This window comes from Angelakisella massiliensis (assembly GCF_900104675.1).
Lineage (GTDB): Bacteria > Bacillota > Clostridia > Oscillospirales > Ruminococcaceae > Angelakisella > Angelakisella massiliensis.
The window spans coordinates 1027929-1045226 of sequence record NZ_LT629945.1 but is presented as its reverse complement, the minus strand read 5'-3'; the positions used below and the strand labels follow the sequence as shown (position 1 = coordinate 1045226).

The 17298-nt window shown below is 54.7% G+C and carries 13 protein-coding genes, 1 other RNA gene and 1 pseudogene; 7 read left to right on the top strand and 8 right to left on the bottom strand.

The genetic code is table 11. The features are described 5' to 3' along the window. The first annotated feature begins 620 nt into the window (after positions 1–620). The 3 genes from BQ5383_RS10270 (at position 621) to BQ5383_RS10255 (ending at position 3595) form a co-directional block, all read left to right on the top strand. Complete coding sequence (locus BQ5383_RS10270; protein WP_071431731.1) at positions 621–1322, top strand: metallophosphoesterase family protein; 702 nt, start codon at positions 621–623, stop codon at positions 1320–1322. A gap of 164 nt (positions 1323–1486) precedes the next feature. Then, on the top strand, positions 1487–2215 hold the full coding sequence (locus BQ5383_RS10265) for a tRNA threonylcarbamoyladenosine dehydratase (protein ID WP_071431729.1): 729 nt from the start codon (positions 1487–1489) through the stop codon (positions 2213–2215). A gap of 453 nt (positions 2216–2668) precedes the next feature. Continuing rightward, on the top strand, positions 2669–3595 hold the full coding sequence (locus tag BQ5383_RS10255) for a zinc dependent phospholipase C family protein (protein WP_071431724.1): 927 nt from the start codon (positions 2669–2671) through the stop codon (positions 3593–3595). Positions 3596–3780: 185 nt separating this feature from the next. On the opposite strand, the gene BQ5383_RS10250 is transcribed toward BQ5383_RS10255, so the two are convergent. The 5 genes and pseudogenes from BQ5383_RS10250 to BQ5383_RS21885 form a co-directional block, all read right to left on the bottom strand. Beyond that, a complete protein-coding gene (locus BQ5383_RS10250; protein ID WP_071431722.1) occupies positions 3781–5193 on the bottom strand; it encodes a Sapep family Mn(2+)-dependent dipeptidase in 1413 nt (470 codons plus the stop codon). 374 nt (positions 5194–5567) lie between these two features. Continuing rightward, on the bottom strand, positions 5568–5708 hold the full coding sequence (locus BQ5383_RS21110; RefSeq protein WP_172724613.1) for a hypothetical protein: 141 nt from the start codon (positions 5706–5708) through the stop codon (positions 5568–5570). Between the two features lie 121 nt (positions 5709–5829). After that, on the bottom strand, positions 5830–6387 hold the full coding sequence (locus tag BQ5383_RS10245) for a hypothetical protein (RefSeq protein WP_071431720.1): 558 nt from the start codon (positions 6385–6387) through the stop codon (positions 5830–5832). Between the two features lie 634 nt (positions 6388–7021). Further along, a complete protein-coding gene (locus BQ5383_RS10240; protein WP_071431718.1) occupies positions 7022–7810 on the bottom strand; it encodes a M23 family metallopeptidase in 789 nt (262 codons plus the stop codon). A gap of 212 nt (positions 7811–8022) precedes the next feature. Beyond that, positions 8023–8871 (bottom strand): annotated as a pseudogene (locus BQ5383_RS21885) (sulfite exporter TauE/SafE family protein). A gap of 723 nt (positions 8872–9594) precedes the next feature. On the opposite strand from BQ5383_RS21885, the gene BQ5383_RS10220 reads away from it, so the two are divergent. Beyond that, positions 9595–10839: an MFS transporter gene (locus BQ5383_RS10220; RefSeq protein WP_071431709.1), complete on the top strand. Its 1245-nt coding sequence runs from the start codon at positions 9595–9597 to the stop codon at positions 10837–10839. 437 nt (positions 10840–11276) lie between these two features. On the opposite strand, the gene BQ5383_RS10210 is transcribed toward BQ5383_RS10220, so the two are convergent. The 3 genes from BQ5383_RS10210 to BQ5383_RS10200 all read right to left on the bottom strand — a co-directional run bounded on the left by BQ5383_RS10210 (position 11277) and on the right by BQ5383_RS10200 (position 13980). After that, positions 11277–12641, bottom strand: coding sequence for a M20/M25/M40 family metallo-hydrolase (locus BQ5383_RS10210; RefSeq protein ID WP_071431705.1), 1365 nt, complete (start codon positions 12639–12641; stop codon positions 11277–11279). Positions 12642–13454: 813 nt separating this feature from the next. Then, positions 13455–13642: non-coding RNA, 6S RNA (gene ssrS, locus BQ5383_RS10205), on the bottom strand. Positions 13643–13653: 11 nt separating this feature from the next. Continuing rightward, on the bottom strand, positions 13654–13980 hold the full coding sequence (locus tag BQ5383_RS10200; RefSeq protein WP_071431703.1) for a DUF1292 domain-containing protein: 327 nt from the start codon (positions 13978–13980) through the stop codon (positions 13654–13656). A 396-nt stretch (positions 13981–14376) separates the two neighbouring features. On the opposite strand from BQ5383_RS10200, the gene BQ5383_RS20085 reads away from it, so the two are divergent. From BQ5383_RS20085 to BQ5383_RS10185, 3 genes are all read left to right on the top strand, one after another. Next, positions 14377–15315, top strand: coding sequence for a peptidylprolyl isomerase (locus tag BQ5383_RS20085; protein ID WP_083389921.1), 939 nt, complete (start codon positions 14377–14379; stop codon positions 15313–15315). Between the two features lie 16 nt (positions 15316–15331). Next, positions 15332–15928, top strand: coding sequence for a peptidylprolyl isomerase (locus tag BQ5383_RS10190; RefSeq protein ID WP_071431701.1), 597 nt, complete (start codon positions 15332–15334; stop codon positions 15926–15928). Between the two features lie 323 nt (positions 15929–16251). Then, positions 16252–17160 (top strand): bacteriohemerythrin, encoded by a 909-nt coding sequence (locus BQ5383_RS10185; RefSeq protein ID WP_083389920.1) that lies wholly within the window; start codon positions 16252–16254, stop codon positions 17158–17160. Positions 17161–17298: the final 138 nt, after the last annotated feature.

Here is a 17298-nt window from a genome sequence, read left to right as displayed (position 1 = left end):
GGAATTCCGGTATTAGCAAGGCGGCGGTATCTGTACTTTCTGCCGTGGGTTAGAGCGAGGGAATGGCGCCCCCGTGTGTCAGGCGGTAAAAAATGGACCACGGGGTGGAGCAGACCCCTTGGGCCATTTTTCCGAGCGTACCGGGCGGGGAAGCAAAAGCAGCCGTTCTTTTTTCCTTATAAAACGGAAATAACCAGCGCCCGGGAAAAGTTGCTAGCGCAGCGGAGGCGTCGGGAGGGCGTTTACTACCCTAAAGGGCACAGGCAACCGAGCAGCCGGAGCAAGCGTGACTTTTCCCGGAAGAGCCGACACAAGGGAGCGGGCGGATAGCCTCCGTCCAGGGGGCTGGAGCATAGCGGACTTTGTGTCGGCGAAGCGGAACGCTGGCGAACTTTGCTTCCTTTGGTTCGTTCCAAAGGAAGTGCCCGCCCGGCATGAGGGCTGCAGACTAGTGCCTCAGCAAAAAAGTAATCCTCCCCGGCTGTGCCGGGTCCAGATACTTTCCCTCCATATTCTAAAAGGAAATTTCTCTTTGCACCCAAGCTAGCGCCACTTTTTCTATCCCCCCATTTTCTCTTTTTGTCTCCTCCCTCAATTCCTGTTGCAAAGGCGGTTTTATCATGATTTATGTCACCGGAGATCTTCATGGAGACCTCAGGCGCTTTTCTTCCTCCCCCTTTCGGGCCCTGAAAAAGGATGATACTCTCCTTGTGTGCGGGGACTTCGGTTTTCTGTGGCAGGGGGGCGCTGAAGAGGAAAAGACACTGGATTTTATCGCCAAGCGGAACTATCAGGTGGCCTTTGTAGAGGGAACCCATGATAATCTGGACTTGGTGGAAGCTTTTCCCCGGGAGGACTGGAACGGCGGACAGGTCCATCGTATCCGCCCCAATCTGGTCCATCTGATCCGGGGCGAGGTTTTCACGCTGGAAGGGATGACCTTTCTGGCTATGGGAGGCGGCAGCAGCGACGACAACGCTCCTTTGGAAAAAGGAGTCAATTGGTGGCCCGGGATGCTGCCCCGGGAGGAGGAGCTGTCTGGATTCCGCCAGAAGATGGAAGAGCATCGATGGAAGCTGGATTTTATTCTTTCCCACCAGGCTCCCACCAATATTGACGCCTGCGTCAATGGAAGGGTCTGCGACGTCACGCTGCTCACCGCGTTTTTGGACGAGCTTCAGCGCAGCGCCTCCTTTGAGAAATGGTATTTTGGCCGTTACCATCAGAACAAAATGATCCCACCCGCTTATCAGGGCCTGTATGATCAGGTGCTGTTGGCGGGAGGAGAAAAAAAGAAGTGGCGGTTCCTGCGCAAAAAATAGCGCCTGCCTGTGAAAACCGGGCAGGTGATCTTTTCTTCCATCCCTATCCATGGGGGAAGGAGCCCCAGCAAACCGCTGTTGGACCGCTGTCCGGGGAATAATAGGCCCAGGAGCGCTTTCACTGGACACAGCGCCCCGGCAGTAAAGGAAAAGGAGCAAAACTGATGTTTGATTTTCTGGAACGAACAGCTCTGGTGATGGGGGCCCCCGCGGTGGAGGCTCTGGAAAGGGCCTCCATGGCGGTGCTGGGATTGGGTGGTGTCGGCGGTTCGGCGGCAGAAGCCCTCTGCCGGGCGGGCGTGGGACGCCTCCTGCTGGTGGACAGCGATCAGGTCTCCCACAGCAATCTGAACCGCCAGCTGCTGGCTCTCCATTCCACTCAGGGACAGGATAAAACAGAGGCCGCCCGGCAGCGGCTGCTGGACATCAATCCTCAGTGCGATATCACGGTGGTCCGCAGCTTTTATCTGCCGGAAAACAGTGATTTTCTTTTTGGCTGGGGCCCTCATGTGGTGCTGGACGCCATCGACACCGTCACTGCCAAGCTCCATCTGGCCCAAGCTTGCCGGGACCGGGATATTGGTCTTGTCTCCTCCATGGGCACCGGTAACCGGAAGGACCCCTCCTGCCTGCGTCTGGGGGATGTGTCCCAAACGGCGGGAAACGGTTGCCCTCTGGCCCGGGTGATGCGCCGGGAGCTGAAAAAAAGAGGGGTGGAGCGGCTGGAAACCGTATATTCTGTGGAGCTGCCGGTAAAAAGCGTCTGTGCCGAAAGTGAGAAAGGCCGCCATGCTCCTGGCAGTACGCCCTTTGTACCCCCTGCCGCGGGATATCTGCTGGCTTATGGGGCAGTGCGGCAGTATCTGCGCAGACAGGGCTTGTGGCCGGAATAAAAAGCCGGCATTCCCTTTTCTCCACCCGAGCTCAATTGCGTTTCAGTGGATGGCTCGCCGCATTTGTAACTCTTTAGGACAGGCTTCTTAAAGCTCGCGTCCTGTTTTCCATCCCAGAGGTTACATCACATCTTTGCAGCGGAGAAAGCGGAAGAACCTCCGGCCTGGAAAAAAGCATTGGCTGAGCAAAAAACAATTGTAAAACCATAAACCCCAGGATATATGCCTGTGTTTTATACCGGAAAAAGAGCCGCCGGGGCGTGAAATTGAAAGCATCCAACCTGATGACCAGGCTGGTATCCACAGGGTACGAAATCCCCTGTGGAAAAGTGCCGGACCTTTTGGACATAGCCAAAACAAGGGTCCTTTCAGTTTCTCTTTTCCCGCTGCCCACAGAATAAATCCCACTCACCCGGACGCTTTCCACGCGCCCTTGAAAGGAGTTTTTATACCATGGCTGATTTTGTTGCCCACGACCTGCTGGGAGAATTTCTTTCCTGTCCCCGCCACCTGGAACAGCGCTATGAAGCTCTGTTCCGCTGGGGCCTCCAGGGGCCGGATCTGTTTTTCTATTACCGGGTCCTCACCGGGGCGCCTCTCCACACCTTGGGCAACCGGATGCACGATCAGCACACCTCTCCCCTGTTGGCTGCCATGGCCAGGTTCTGCGCCGCCCAGAAGGAGCCCTCCCGGCGGGAGCGGGCGGAGGCCTATTTCTATGGCTTTTTGGGGCACTATGGGCTGGACAGCGTAGTACACCCCTATGTATTCCATCATCAGTACCGTCTGGCGGCAAAGCGTCCGGGAGAGCATCCCGGGGCGCTCCACTGCCGTATTGAAGCGGATATGGATATTGATCTGTACAGCTATTACAAGCATCAGCCCATCAGCCGGTACGACCCCCGGGAGGGCCATGGATTGGATGGCGAGGACAAAGAGGTGCTGGGTGCGCTGTTGTCCCAGGTCATCCGTCAGGTGTACGGCCTGGTAATCGCGCCCCAGCAGATCGCGGCTGCCGCCGATGAGATGCTCCGGGTCCAAAGGCTGCTGTATTCCGGCTCCCACTCCCTGTGGAGGGTGGCCTCTGTGGGGGATCTGCTGCTGCGGCAGGGAGGCGTTCTGCGGGCCCATGTAAAACTCCATCGCCCTCAATGGGACAGTCTCAATCTTTCCGGCAGGGCCTGGAGAGATCCATCACGGGCGGAGCAGGTGCGTACCGACAGTGTTCCTCAGCTGATGGAGCAGGCCGCCCACCGGGCTCAGGAGCTGATCGATCTGTACAGCGCCATGATCCAGGGGGGACAGGTAGAGGAGATCCCTCTGGCGGAGAGCTTTTCTCAGGGATGTCTGGAAAACACAGGGGCGAAAAAAAGCTTTTAAGCCCGCCCAATCCCCTGGTATTGATCGAATGGATGTTTCGCCTTATAGGGATCAAGGATTTCCGGGCCGGCTCCACTTCCTCTTTTTACAGCAGTACAAAAATACCGCCGCTTTCTGCCTCAAAAAGCAGCAAGCGGCGGTATTGATTTTTTGTCTGCATCCGCTTTCAGCAGATGGAAGGAGTTTTACCGATGAAGGATCTGATCAATTTCCAGAATGGACAGCACATAGATCTTCAGGCCCTCCAGCAGCCCCTCAATGGACTGGGCTTCATCAGGCTGATGGACCCCGCCATGTCCAGCGGGCATGGGAGGACGCTCATCGCTCTCCATACCGAAGCCAACGGCATTGCGCAGCTTCCGGGCATAGGTGCCGCCGCCCATGGTATAGGGGGTGGCGTCGGCGCCGGTGATCTCATGATAGATCCGGGACAGCTCCACCACCATGGGATCGTCCTTGGGAACATAGGCGGGAGCGCTGTCATCCCAATTGGTCACCTTCCACTCCGCCTGGAAGAAGTGCTTCTGCATCCCTTCCACGATACGGCTGCCCTTGTCGGTAACAGGATAGCGGATGTTGAAATCCAGGCAGGGGCGTCCCTCATTGGTGGAGCATACGCCGCAGATGCAGGTGAGGGGGCCGGAAGGCTCGTCCCGGAAGTCCACACCCATGGCCTTGCCGCCGTTGTCGGCAATGGTGTTGTCAATAAAGGCCAGCAGATGCCGGTCATTTTCACACAGGATCTTGCTGCGGATGAGGAAATGGGTCAGCTCATGAATGGCGTTGAGGCCCTGGTCAGGCATAGAGGCATGAGCGGCCACACCGGTTGCCTCCACCAGGATTCCCTTTTCTGTCAGGGTCACCTGGATACGGGGGGTGCTTTCCGCCAGATGGCGCAGCTCGTCCAGCAGCTGGGGATCCATCGTGATCAGGGCCCGGGCGCTGTCAGCCACCATGTTGCTCACAAGGCCGCCGGAGAATTCCAGCACCTGCTCAAAAGCCCGGTCAGACATGGCATCTACCTGGAGGATTCCCTTTTCACCATGGCAAACGGGGAAATTGGTATCCGGCACAATGGAGAAATCAGGCATGGGCTGCTCCTGGACATACCGGGCAATATCGTCCATACCGGTTTCCTCGCTGCATCCCATAAAGAGGCTTACCTTGCTGCGGAAGGGGACATCCAGGCTTTCCAGGCACTTCATGACGTGCATTCCCAGCACAGCGGCAGACTTGTTGTCGGTGGCGCCCCGGCCGATGAGATAACCGTCCTTTTCCACCGGATTATAGGGATCATACTGCCATCCGTTGCCCTCGGGCACCACATCCAGGTGAGAGAAAATACCGATGGTCTTGTCTCCTTCACCCCAGGTGACGGTGCCGTAATAGCCGCCATGGCTCTGGGCGGTCAGGCCCTTCTCATGGGCCATCTCCACTGCCCGGCTGAGAACCTTGGCGCATCCTTCTCCGAAAGGCTTGTCTCCGCTGCCGTTTTCACTGACGCTGCGGATACGGACCAAAGTTTTCAGATCCTCCACAATGGCCGCGCGATTGGCACTGATATAAGCCTCGATTTTGGCGTAAAGCTGCTGATCCATGTTGCTGATCTCCTTTTCTTTGGAATTGATCTATGGGAGAGACGATACGCCGGAGCGCTTCGTCCCTTCCGGATGAAACCGCCCTGCATCCTGGATACAGAGGGGTTTTCCACCATCATAACCCGTATAAACACACAACGGTAAGCGCCCGGGTATAACTCCCGCACTTCCGTCACTCATTTTTACTGCCTGTTCTGTCCTTCGGGGGAAGTGATGGAAAAGCCTTGTTTTCCTGTTCTTCCCCTCTGAACTGATCATTAAAAATCACATCCCAAAAAAGACCGGGAACAGGCTGTTTCTCTGCTGTTCCAGCCGTCTTCAAAAGGTTTGGGACAACGGTGAAAGAAATCCGTTTTGTCCTGCCTCAGGGCTTGTCAGTCGTCAAAATCCTCCTGGATGGGATACCGGGAATCCCGTCCGCTCCAGTGATCCGCCAGTTCCAGGAGCAGAACCACAGCGGCAGCCGCAACTGTCAGCTTTACAATGAGATTGATCAGACAAGAAATGACTTTCATAGCAATTGGTTCCTCCAATCTTTTAAAGGTGGTCTGCCGGCTGTGAGCCGGAAGCCACCATACTTCTATCTGGCCGGCATTTTGTCCTTTTTATGTCCCAGAAATCAGAAACGGCACGCCGTCAATAATTGACTACCTGGAACTGCCCCAGAGAGGGCAGAGCGTATGGGCGCTCTCCCGCAAAATCCGCCGGGTAGAGGCTGCCCTTGTGAGGCTTGTCCCTGTTGTCGCTGAGCTTGTAGAAGTTTCCCAGCAGATGTCCCCCGGGACGAAGATTTTCTGCCCCCAACACCTGCTGCGCCTGGCGCAGGGGAACCCGGATGGACATTCCCCAGTAAATTCCCTGGAGATCCTCGCCATCCAGCGTGTGGGCGATAGCGTCCAGTTTCCGGCTTCCTTCCGGTCCGTCGGCGGTACACTCCCACCGGCCGTCCGGCCAGGCCCGCAGCCACAGACGGCGGGAACCGTCAGCAGTCAGCAGACCCTGGAGATTGCTTTCCGGGCGGGGAAGCATTTCAAAAGCCCACATCTGTACCACCAGCTCCTGGGGCGTCAGACACAGCTTCACCTGGGCAAAGGGTTTATAATCCCGCTTTTCCAGTGGATAATGAATGATCTTATAGGCCGGCAGGGCATCCATCCGGGGATTGACCGGCTGGGTGCAGATGAGATACGCCATGGATACTTTCCCCTTTCCGGCGGCGGCAATCCGCCTTTTGGTCTCAATTGGATTATAACACAGCGGCTTTTGGAAAAAAAGGGCGAAGTGATGAATTCCATCACGAATTTCCTTCCTCTCCTGAGCATCGGGGAGACAGTGAAATAATATTTTCCTTTTCTCTGGGCCAGGGGCGCTGTTGTGTGGAAAAGCTGGAGAAAAACAAGGGGGTCCCGGAGGATTTCTCCCCTGCCAGCCATTGTGAGAGCGGCGGTGAGGGTTGCTCCCCGGGCTGTTTGCGGGGAGGAAATCCGGCCCTTTTTTGTCATAGCAGAGGCTGAATATTTTTCCAAAAGCATATGGGACAGACAAAGACGGGTCGGCTGTATGCCGGCCCGTCTAATGCGTGTCGAAAAGTTCGACACGCTTCCAGGGGGACCCCGTCCCCCTAGATACGCCGCCTGGTTCCTGACGAAACCAGCGGCGATACCCCCGGTTTCGCGCCCCGGTGGGCGCGGGTCGTGGTATAAAAATCAGGCGCATGTCCTGATTTTTATGATTTTGAATGTTGTTTTTTCTTGCAACAGGTTTTCTACAGTATAAGACGGGTCGGCTGTATGCCGGCCCGTCTGCCTTTGGCTGTGATGAGAATGTGTCAGGACTGGTCTGCCTTCAGCGGCAGCAGGGTTGCAGGATCCACATACTTGTCATTCTTACGGAAGGTAAGATGAATGTGAGACTCCATGGAGATTTCCGCAGGGATCTCCGAAACAGTACCCAGCTGCTGGCCAGATTTCACCTGACTGTCCTTTTTCAGATTTTTATCCACTGTCACTCCGCAGTAAGTGGTCACATGACCATCGCTGTGGGTCAGGGTGATGGTGCCGCCCCACAGGGGGTCCACCCGCACCTCGGCCACCGTGCCGTCCGCCACCGCTTTAACGGCCGCGCCCTTCTCGGCCCGCAGGTCCACGCCGTCATGGGTCCGCCAGACGTTGAGGGTCTTATTCTTCACCAGCTCGCCATTGCTGTAGGGTGTGATAACCCCCAGCGAATCCAGGGGCAAGACATAGGATAAGGCCGGTGAGCTCTGCTGCTGTTTGGGCTGCTCGGAGCCCGCGACGGAATCTGCCGTATTCCCGGAGGAGGAGGAAGCAGGCGGCTGCGAGGAAGAGGAGGGCAGCGGCTTTTCTGCCTCGGAGACGGGCTGCTCCGCTGGCACCGGTGTATCGGGGATAGAGATCCCCGGAGAATCGTCTTTCCATATCTTTTCCTCTCCGCTGACACTTTGTTCCACGATCTTTTTGTTGTTTTCCTCAATGCTGTCCAGGGTTTTGTTGGCTGTCACCCAGGCGGCGGCGGACGCGCCGACGATGCAGACGGCCAGGACGATGTAAAACCCTTTGTCTTTCATAAACAGGCTGATTTTATTGTTCTGGGGCATCTTTTATCACCTCACCCCTATTTTGTACCGTCCCTTGCCGGTTTATACAGCAGGTTTTTGGGGGAAAGGAAGAAAAAACACACCCTGTTTCAGTGCTTTCACACCATCCGCCTTCCCTCCTGAAAGGAAGGCGATATTTTCCCCATAAAACGTCCCTGCTCCAGGTATTTTCCCTCCCTGCTGCCGCCGGTGGGCAAGCAGTCAGAATCTTTTCAGCTTTGTTCGCCGTTTTTCTTTTCCTCCCCCTGCCGGTGAAGCAGCCTCCAGGCTGTTTTCAGCTCACCCAAAGCAGTGATCACCAGCAAAAGACCAAAGCCCTTCCGCAGCGCCTCCTCCGGCAGCAAGCCTGCCACACTATGCCCTGCCAGCACTCCCGCAGCACCTCCTGCCAGCAGCCAGGGGAGCAGCGACCATTGGATCAAACCGTTTTTCCGGTGGAACCACAGTGCCGCCAGCCCCACCGGCAGAATAAACAGCAGATTCAGTCCCTGGGCCTGCCGCTGATCCATTCCCGTCAGGTTCAGCCACAGCAGCAGTACGCCGCCGCCTCCCAGGCCCATGGCCCCCAATATTCCCGCTCCCAAAGCCGCAGCGGCCCCCAGCCAATCGTTCCATCCATTCACCTGTGGCAATCTCCTTTCTCACCGGGAAAATATATCGCAGCGCAGCCGCCCAACACCATAAAAATGCCGCCGCTGCTTCATCGGCCGCTACAGCAGGTTCCGTATTCCGCCCCACAGCAGCAGCACGCCAAAAGCCGCTTTAAGCCACCCCAGCTTGATTTTTCCCATCAAAAGGCCTCCCAGCACCCCACCGGCCAGCCCGGGGAGCAGCAGCGGCAGCCCCTGGTCCAGGCGCAGCCATCCCTCTCTCCAATAAAGAAAGGCGCTCACCGCCGACAGGGGGACAATCACCGCCAGGGAGGTGGCATGGCTGTTCTTCCCCTTGACCCCCAGCTTTTCCAGCAAGGGCACCAGGATCATGCCTCCTCCCGCTCCCAGCAGTCCGTTGAGAAGGCCTACCGCGCTGCTTCCCAGCAACCCTTTCCATTTGTCTTTCATTTGTAAACTCCCCTCCTTTCCACAATTGTCCCCAGGGACTGGGGCGAAAAATCGAACGCTGGTGTTTTTCTCTTTTTCATTCCATGGACTGTGTCAAAGCCGCAGCCCCACCGGAAACAGGCAGATCTGTCAAAGGACCATCTCCCCCTGCGGACATCGCTTTGCCGCCAATTTATGCTGGTCCCGGTTTTTTACACAGTATCCGTGAAGCTGATAATCGTCGGCACTATCAGCCTGCTCTTCGGGGAAAATGGTTTGACCGGAGAAAATCCAGCCGTTCAAACAGTTTTATTTTCTTTCCATAGTACTATCTGCCCAAAAAGTCTTTTTATACGCCTCAGGCTCATCTCATGGGGCAGCGCTGTAAAAACGGGGAAAATTTCCCCTTTTCTCTGTACTTTCCCCTTTAAAAAGGGTACAATACCCTCAGCAGTGAAGCGGTCATTCCTTCGGCTTCCATCCTTGACGCTGACAGACAGGAGATTTTGGGGCTTTTTGCAGATGGCTTTCTTTTATCTTCCGGCAGCCATTATGGCTGTCTGAGAGCGAAGAGCTTTTGTGTAAAACCGGCACAGACTTCTCCACAAAATCTGTCGGCCGTTTACGGTTTTCAAATTTCCGCCTCCTTTGGCTGGCTGCACTTTGATCCGCAGCACTGTATGCGAAGAGTATTTCCCACCCAAGGGAATTTCCATAAACCCTACTGAAAAGAGAGGATTTTTCATGTCCAAATCTCCTATGACCCGGGCGGAAAAAAGCTGGGTTCTGTATGACGTAGCCTGCTCCGCCTTTACCATGCTTATCTCCACCACCATTCCCATCCTGTTTCGCAGCTATGCGGAAGCGGACGGCGTTTCTCCGGAATACGCCAGCGCTTTATGGGGCTGGGCCACTTCGGCGGCGGTGCTGGTGATGGGGCTTTTTTCCTGCATTTTAGGGGCCCTGGCAGACTACCGGGGAATGAAAAAACGGCTGTTTGGATTGTTTCTGGTCCTCTCTCTGGGGGGCGTGGCAGTGCTGTCCACCGTTTCCGGCTGGCAGGCCTTTCTGGTGGCCTTTGTGGTGGTGCGTATCGGGTATTCCGCCTGCAATGTCTTTTATGATTCCATGCTGGTAGACGTCACCACAGACCAACGGATGGATATGCTCTCCTCCCAGGGATACGCCTGGGGCTACTTGGGCAGCTGTATCCCCTTTGTGGCTGGATTGGCGCTGATTTTCACCACCCCCTTTGGTCTGAACACCCAGCAGGCCACCCAGCTCTCCTTCCTCCTTACAGGAGTATGGTGGCTGGCTCTTACCATTCCGCTGCTGCGGAACGTGCGGCAGACCCATTACCTGGAAAACCGCCAGGGGAAGCTGAACCATGCCTTCCGGCGGCTGGCCCAAACCTTCCGGAAGGTACGCCAGGATAAAAAAATGCTGCTGTTCATTCTGGGATATTTCTGCTATATCGACGGAGTATACACCATCATCTCCATGGCCACTGTCTATGGCGGTGAACTGGGTCTTTCCAGCAGCAGCATGGTGCTGGCCTTACTGCTGACGCAGCTGGTGGCCTTCCCCTTCGCCATTCTCAGCGGCAAGCTGTCTCAGAAAATCGGAGACCTGCCCATGATCAAAAGCTTTATTCTCATCTATATCGGCATCTGCCTTTTTGGGTTCCAGCTGGATCAGGAATGGGAATTCTGGACTTTGGCGGTAGCTGTGGGGATGTGCCAGGGAGGGATTCAGGCCATCTCCCGTTCCCACTTCGGCAAGATGGTGCCCAAGGAGCAGTCCAATGAATATTTTGGTCTTTTTGATATTTTCGGCAAATTCGCAGACTTTTTCGGCCCCATGATCATGTCCGCTTCGGCGGTGCTGCTGGGCTCCTCCACCTACGGCATTTTGGCGCTGGCGGCACTGTTTGTCCTGGGTTATCTGCTGGTGACCTTCTCCCAGCGGGCGGAGGCCGGGGAGCGGTAATCCCAGCATTACAACAAAGTTGGCAAGGGGCATATCCCCAAGAAAAACAGGAAAACGCCCGGTCATCCTTTTTTCCACAATCTTTTACTCCAGCAGGGACGGCGGTTCATCCGCCGTCCCTTTTTCGGCCGCCCAAGGGCGGCCGGCCCTTCCCCGAAGCAGGCAAGGGCTCCCATCATGGGAATATCCCGTGAGGTTCCCCAGCCCCCGAAGGGAATGGAAATCCACCTTTCCCTCTGTTTTTTCAAAAGAAAAAGGGCCCGCCAAAACTGCGGCGAACACCCTGGGGACCAATTGGCTGGTCGCTGCGGGAGACTGGGGTCCAACAGGCTGCGCCTCCCTGACAGCGTTCCCGAAGGTAGCTTTTTACAAGAAAAAACGCCCCTGTACGGCATGAAACTCAACCGCACAGGGGCCATTGTTTTGTTGTTATTCTCTCAGAACTGAGCCTCGCCCAACTCCTTGAGGGCGGTGGCAGTCAAACGGCTTCCGCCCAGATAATTGCACAGAGACAAATGCTCGTTGGGGGCATGGTTGTCAGAGGTGGAATCACACCACCGCACCTGAATGGTGGGCAGGCCCAGAACATTGGTCCACAGGTAATCCGGCGCGGTAGAAGGACGGTTGGGATATACCATATGATCTCCCAGCACCTCCTGGACCGCCTTGCTCACCGGCTCCAGCCAGGGAGTTTCCACAGGGGTCTTGGCGGGAGGTGTAATGCCGGTGCAGCGCACCTCTACATTATCATAACCCAGGTCGTGGATATACTGTTTGAGGTTCGCCAGGATCTTCTCACCGGACTGGTTGACCACCAGACGCATATCGATCTTGGCGAACGCCTTGGAGGTCAGGACGGTAGCCCCTCCCTGACCGGTATGACCGGACCACATACCGGAAATATTGAAAGTGGGGGTATTGTTAAGCTGGATGTAATAACCCTTTTCAGGATCATAAATGGGGCTGGTGCCGTAGCCCTTGCGGAGATTCTCATCCACATTGGGCAGCGTGGCATAGATGGCCTTTTCCTTCTCCGTGGGAGGAACGATATCGTCATAGAAGCCGGGAACATGCACCACGCCATCGCTCTTGAGCTTGTGCAGCAGCTCCACCATTTCCCAGGCGGCGCTGGGCAGCACCGACGCATACTGGGAATGGACATCCCGGGTCATGGAGGTCAGCTCCAGTTCCACATACAGCATACCCTTAACGCCCAGGGCGATAATGGGCTGCTCGTTGTGGTTTCTGGAACCATCGCTGAAGTAAACCATATCCGCTTTCAGCAGGTCTCTGTGATCCCGGAGGAATTCCTCCAGACCGGCGCTGTTGTTCTCTTCACAGCCTTCAAAGATGGTGCGCACGTTTACCGGCAGCTCACCATACTCCCGCAGCCAGAACTCAATGGCGTTAAGATGAGCGGTCAGGGGGCCTTTATTGTCGGCGGTGCCCCGTCCATACATAGCGCCGTCCACAATGGTGGGTTCAAAAGGAGGGGTACGCCACTTGGACAGATCGCCCTGGGGCTGCACATCATAGTGGGCATAAATGAGCACTGTCTTTTTGGCAGGATCGTTGCCCCACCGTCCAACCAGTACCGGATAGGGCTTTACAGGATATTTCTCCACTTCCAGCCCCATACCCTTCATCCGCTGGTAAATCAGCTCACAGCAATCCTCCACACCTTCGCCGGTGCTGCTGACACTGGGCTGACGGACAACCCGAGCCAGATTATCAATCAGCTCCTGCTCATGGGCTTTCATGTAGGCGTCCAATCTGGAGGAAAAATCATCCCACTTAGACATCGCAAACCATTCCTTTCTTCCCCGCCGGCCTGAGGCCGCTTACGGTATTCCGGGAAAGGGCTGTTTCCCGTATGGTTCCATACTAGGAGAAGAAAAGGCAAAAGTCAAGAAATGTTTTTCATTATTTATAAAAAATTTAGCGCTCATTACCAATAAATCCAGCAAAAATTCCACTGATATGGCGCCAACAGCCGTCCTTCCCTGACGCGGCTTTTTCTTCCAGCCTGAAAAACAATCCTTCCCCTGAAAAAAGCTGCCATAAATGCAGAACAGGACAGACTGCAGAAAAAACTGTTTTCAAGGAAAAACAAAATTTAAAATCATAAAAATCAGGACATGTGCCTGATTTTTATACCACGACCCGCGCCCACTGGGGCGCGAAACCGGGGGTATCGCCGCTGGTTTCGCCAGGAACCTGCGGCGTATCCAGGGGGACTGGGTCCCCCTGGAAGTGTGCCGAACCCCTTCGGCACACTCAGAGGGACATGTGCCTGATTTTTATACCACGACCCGCGCCCACTGGGGCGCGAAACCGGGGGTATCGCCGCTGGTTTCGCCAGGAACCTGCGGCGTATCCAGGGGGACTGGGTCCCCCTGGAAGTGTGCCGAACCCCTTCGGCACACTCAGAGGGACATGTGCCTGATTTTTATACCACGACCCGCGCCCACTGGGGCGCGAAACCGGGGGTATCGCCGCTGGTTTCGTCAGGAACCAGACGGCGTATCCAGGGGGACTGGGTCCCCCTGGAAGCGTGCCGAACTTTTTCGGCACGCAAAACAGGGCGGACTGACGTCCGCCCTGCTGTTTTTTTCAAGTACCCCGCAAATGCCGTTACACCGAACAATAGAACCCGTCATAGACAGGTGGGTGCGTTCCCTTCTTTTCCTGCTCCCTTCGTCCGGCAAAGCCGGGAGGTCTGCAATCCCAGACCGGAGTTCACGCTCCCTTAATATAAGTGTTGGATTATATTAAGCGGTAATCACGCACACCACAGGGTAACTTTCAAGCTGTTTATTCCCCATCCTCCGGGGCATCCTCATCTTCAAAATCAAACTCGTCAGACAGCCGTTCCATAAACAGCTGGGCCACCCGGTTGTACTCATCCTCATCCTCAATGGCCTCCAGGAACTGCTCGCCGCTGTCGTCCTCTTCCTCGCTGATACGCAAAATCACCAGCTGACCGCTGTCCTCCAAAGAATCGGACGGGTCATCAAACACCGGCACCAGCGCCAAATATTCCTGATCCTCCAGCTCTACCGCGTCGACGATCTCGAACTGATGCTCGTGACCTTCCTCATCCAGCAAACTGATAAGATCCTTTTCCATTTCCTGATCCATAATCCGACTCCTATCCGCGGCGGCGCCGCCTGTGATACAAAGGAACTGTGTTGTTGCTTTTGCACAGAAAGGACCTGAACGATCCCTGCGTGCACTATTATCTTACCGAATTGTAGCCCGCCTGTCAACCGGCAGGTAAAATTTTTCCTGTTTCACCCAAAAAGTACAAACCGTTTTTGATGGCTGGTAAAATGAATTTTCAAATCGTTCATCCCTTTTTCATCCCTGCCCGGGTCCTTCAGGCTGCTCGTCAGGAAATGGGGGCTTTCCCTTGTATTTTTGCCCCTGTGTATTGTATAATAGATAAAATCTGTGCTGTACCTATCAAAGTATATCCGTACCTTCCCCGGTCTATGCGCTGGGGAAAACAGTAAAAACACAGGAGGTTCCCTTTTGATGAAAAAATACGCCTGCACATTCCTCGCCCTGGTCCTCGCTCTGGCCTTATTGGCCGGATGCGGCAGCAGCGGCTCTTCCTCTGGCTCTTCCCAAACTTCTTCCGCAGCCAGTTCTGCCGAAAGCCAGTCCTCCTCCGCAGATAGAGAGGAAATCCCCGGCGTCACCCTGGATACCGCTCCCGTGGAGCTGATCCAATTTGAGGAGCCCACCGGCCCTCAGGCCACCATCTCCACCTCCATGGGAGATATCGTGGTGGTGCTTTTTCCGCAGCAAGCCCCCAAAGCAGTGGAAAACTTTATCACCCATGCCAAGGAAGGCTATTATGACGGACTGCTGTTCCACCGGGTCATTGATGATTTCATGATCCAGGGAGGCGATCCCAACGGCAACGGCACCGGCGGCGAGAGCATTTGGGGCACACCCTTTGAGGACGAGTTTTCCGACAGCCTTCACAATTTCCGGGGAGCCTTGTCCATGGCCAACTCCGGCACCGACACCAATGGCAGCCAGTTCTTCATTGTCCAGAGCGGCGATACCATTACCGAGGAAATGATGAGCCAGTACGCTCAGGTCCTGTATACCAATCTCGCCTTCAACCAGGCCCAGCGGCGCATTTATGACAAGATCGACCAGGGCCTGAGCCAGGAGGAAGTGACCGCATATATGGAAAAAGAGCAGGCGGCCTATGACGCTCTTGCCTCCGCCCCCGCTCCAGAGGAATATGTGGAGCGGATTCAGCCCGCACTGGATAAATATGCCGAGGTGGGCGGTACTCCCTGGCTGGACAACAAACACACCGTCTTTGGCCAAGTGATTGAAGGCATGGATGTGGTAGACGCCATCGCGGCTGTGGCCACGGATGACAGCGCCAAACCGGTGGAGGATGTCACCATCCTTTCCATTACCATTAGCGAAACCCCATCAACCGATGAATAAACAGGAGGAACCATCCATGAAAGAAGTCATTCTCCAGCAATTCCAACCCGCCGAGGGGGAAGTCGCCACGCTGAAAACCAACATGGGAGACATCAAGCTGATGTTCTTTCCACAGGAAGCGCCCAAGTGTGTGGAAAACTTTCTTACCCACGCCAAAAACGGCTATTACAATGGGGTGATCTTCCACCGGGTCATCAAGGATTTCATGATCCAGGGCGGAGATCCTGAAGGCACCGGCATGGGAGGAGAGAGCATCTGGGGACATGGTATCGCCGATGAATATTCTCTCAATCTCTACCATTTCCGGGGCGCTCTGTGCATGGCCAAATCCAGTATGCCCAACAGCATCGGCAGCCAGTTCTACATCGTTCAGGGCATTGATCTGGACGCCGATACCCTTCAGCAGATGAAGGACGGAGGCTGGCCTGAGGCGGCGGTAGACAAGTATGCTCAGGTAGGCGGCTATCCCTTCCTGGACCAGAAATATACTGTTTTTGGTCAGGTCATCGAGGGGCTGGACATCGTGGAAGCCATTTCCAATGTGGACACCGACGGACGGGATAAGCCCCGCAAGCCGGTGGTCATCGAGAGTGTTGTGGTAGAGCAGGTATAAAGCCCTTCCACAGGCCATGGTCCTTTGTGGGAATCAGCGCAAAACCGGCTGGATGAAGATGGAAAATCATTGTTCCTTTCCACCGGGCTGAGCGATACAATTTTTGGCAAACAAAGAAAAGTGTGGGACAAAAGTGATTTTTTGTCCCGCACTTTTTCTTTAAATCTGTTTTTATTGACATTCTGACCACATCCTGCTAGTTGAAACTATACCGAAAATGTATTATAATTTTACATTAAGGGATTTTATCAGCAACGCTTTTGACTGTTGGCACAGCAGTCGCCAGCAGCAATCGTTTATTTTACAGGAAGCGAGGGCAGGGCATGGTTGAGTGGAGCGATCGGTTTATGATGGGGATTGGTGATCTGGATGACGATCACCAGAAATTGTTTGCCATTTCCAAAAAAATTATCAACACAGTTCAGGAGGGCGGCGACAATTCCTCTGTACGAATGTTTATCCTCCGGGAAGGCATCCGATACCTGCGAGGGTATTTTGACAACCATGCCAAACGTGAAGAAGCCTATATGCGTCAGATAGGCTACAGCGACTATGTTTTCCACAAGCGTCTTCATGATGAGTTCCAGGACATCCAGCTGGTAAAATATGAAAACATCATCAACCAGGGCGGCTGCTCCAAGGAAGAGATTCTGGACTTTGTGGGCTTGGGCATAGGCTGGCTGCTGGAACATATCTCCACCGCTGATATGGCCATTGTGGGAAGGGGCCTTTTGAGCCAGCCCAGAACACCCTTTGTCAGCAAGGAGAGCATGGAGCAGGAGATCAATCTTCTTTTTGCCTCCACATTGAATCTGGATATCCATGCCACTGTTATCAACACCAGCTACAGCGGTGAATACTTTGGTGAAGCGGTCTACCAGCAGCTGATTTATAACCGGGATCACCGTGAAGTGGTTGTGATGGCGGGCATTGAAAAGAAATTTCTTTTGTATGTAGCCCAACTGGTCTACGGAGAGGAAATGAATGAAGCGGATGCGCTGATTTTGTCCACCTTTGAAATTTTCAGCGCCAACTTTTGGAAAACCTTTGCCAGCCGCTTTATTGTTTTCAGCGATGGCATTTCTTACAAAGAAAATCATTTCCTTTCCCGGAAGCAGCTGCAGGACAAATTCACTCAACGTCAGCCTCCCCTCTCCCTTTTGTTTGATTCAGAACAGGGCAAATTTTTTGTTTCCTCCACTGATGAATTCTTTCGTGGGCTGGAGCTGTAACATTTTCCCCCACATCCTCCATATTCCCAACAGGCTTTTGTCATGATGGGCAGTTTTACATAAGCAGATAAAACGGACGTCCCGATCCTTCAGGTATCGAGGCGTCCGTTTTCGTTTATTGGGCTGGGGGCAGCTGTA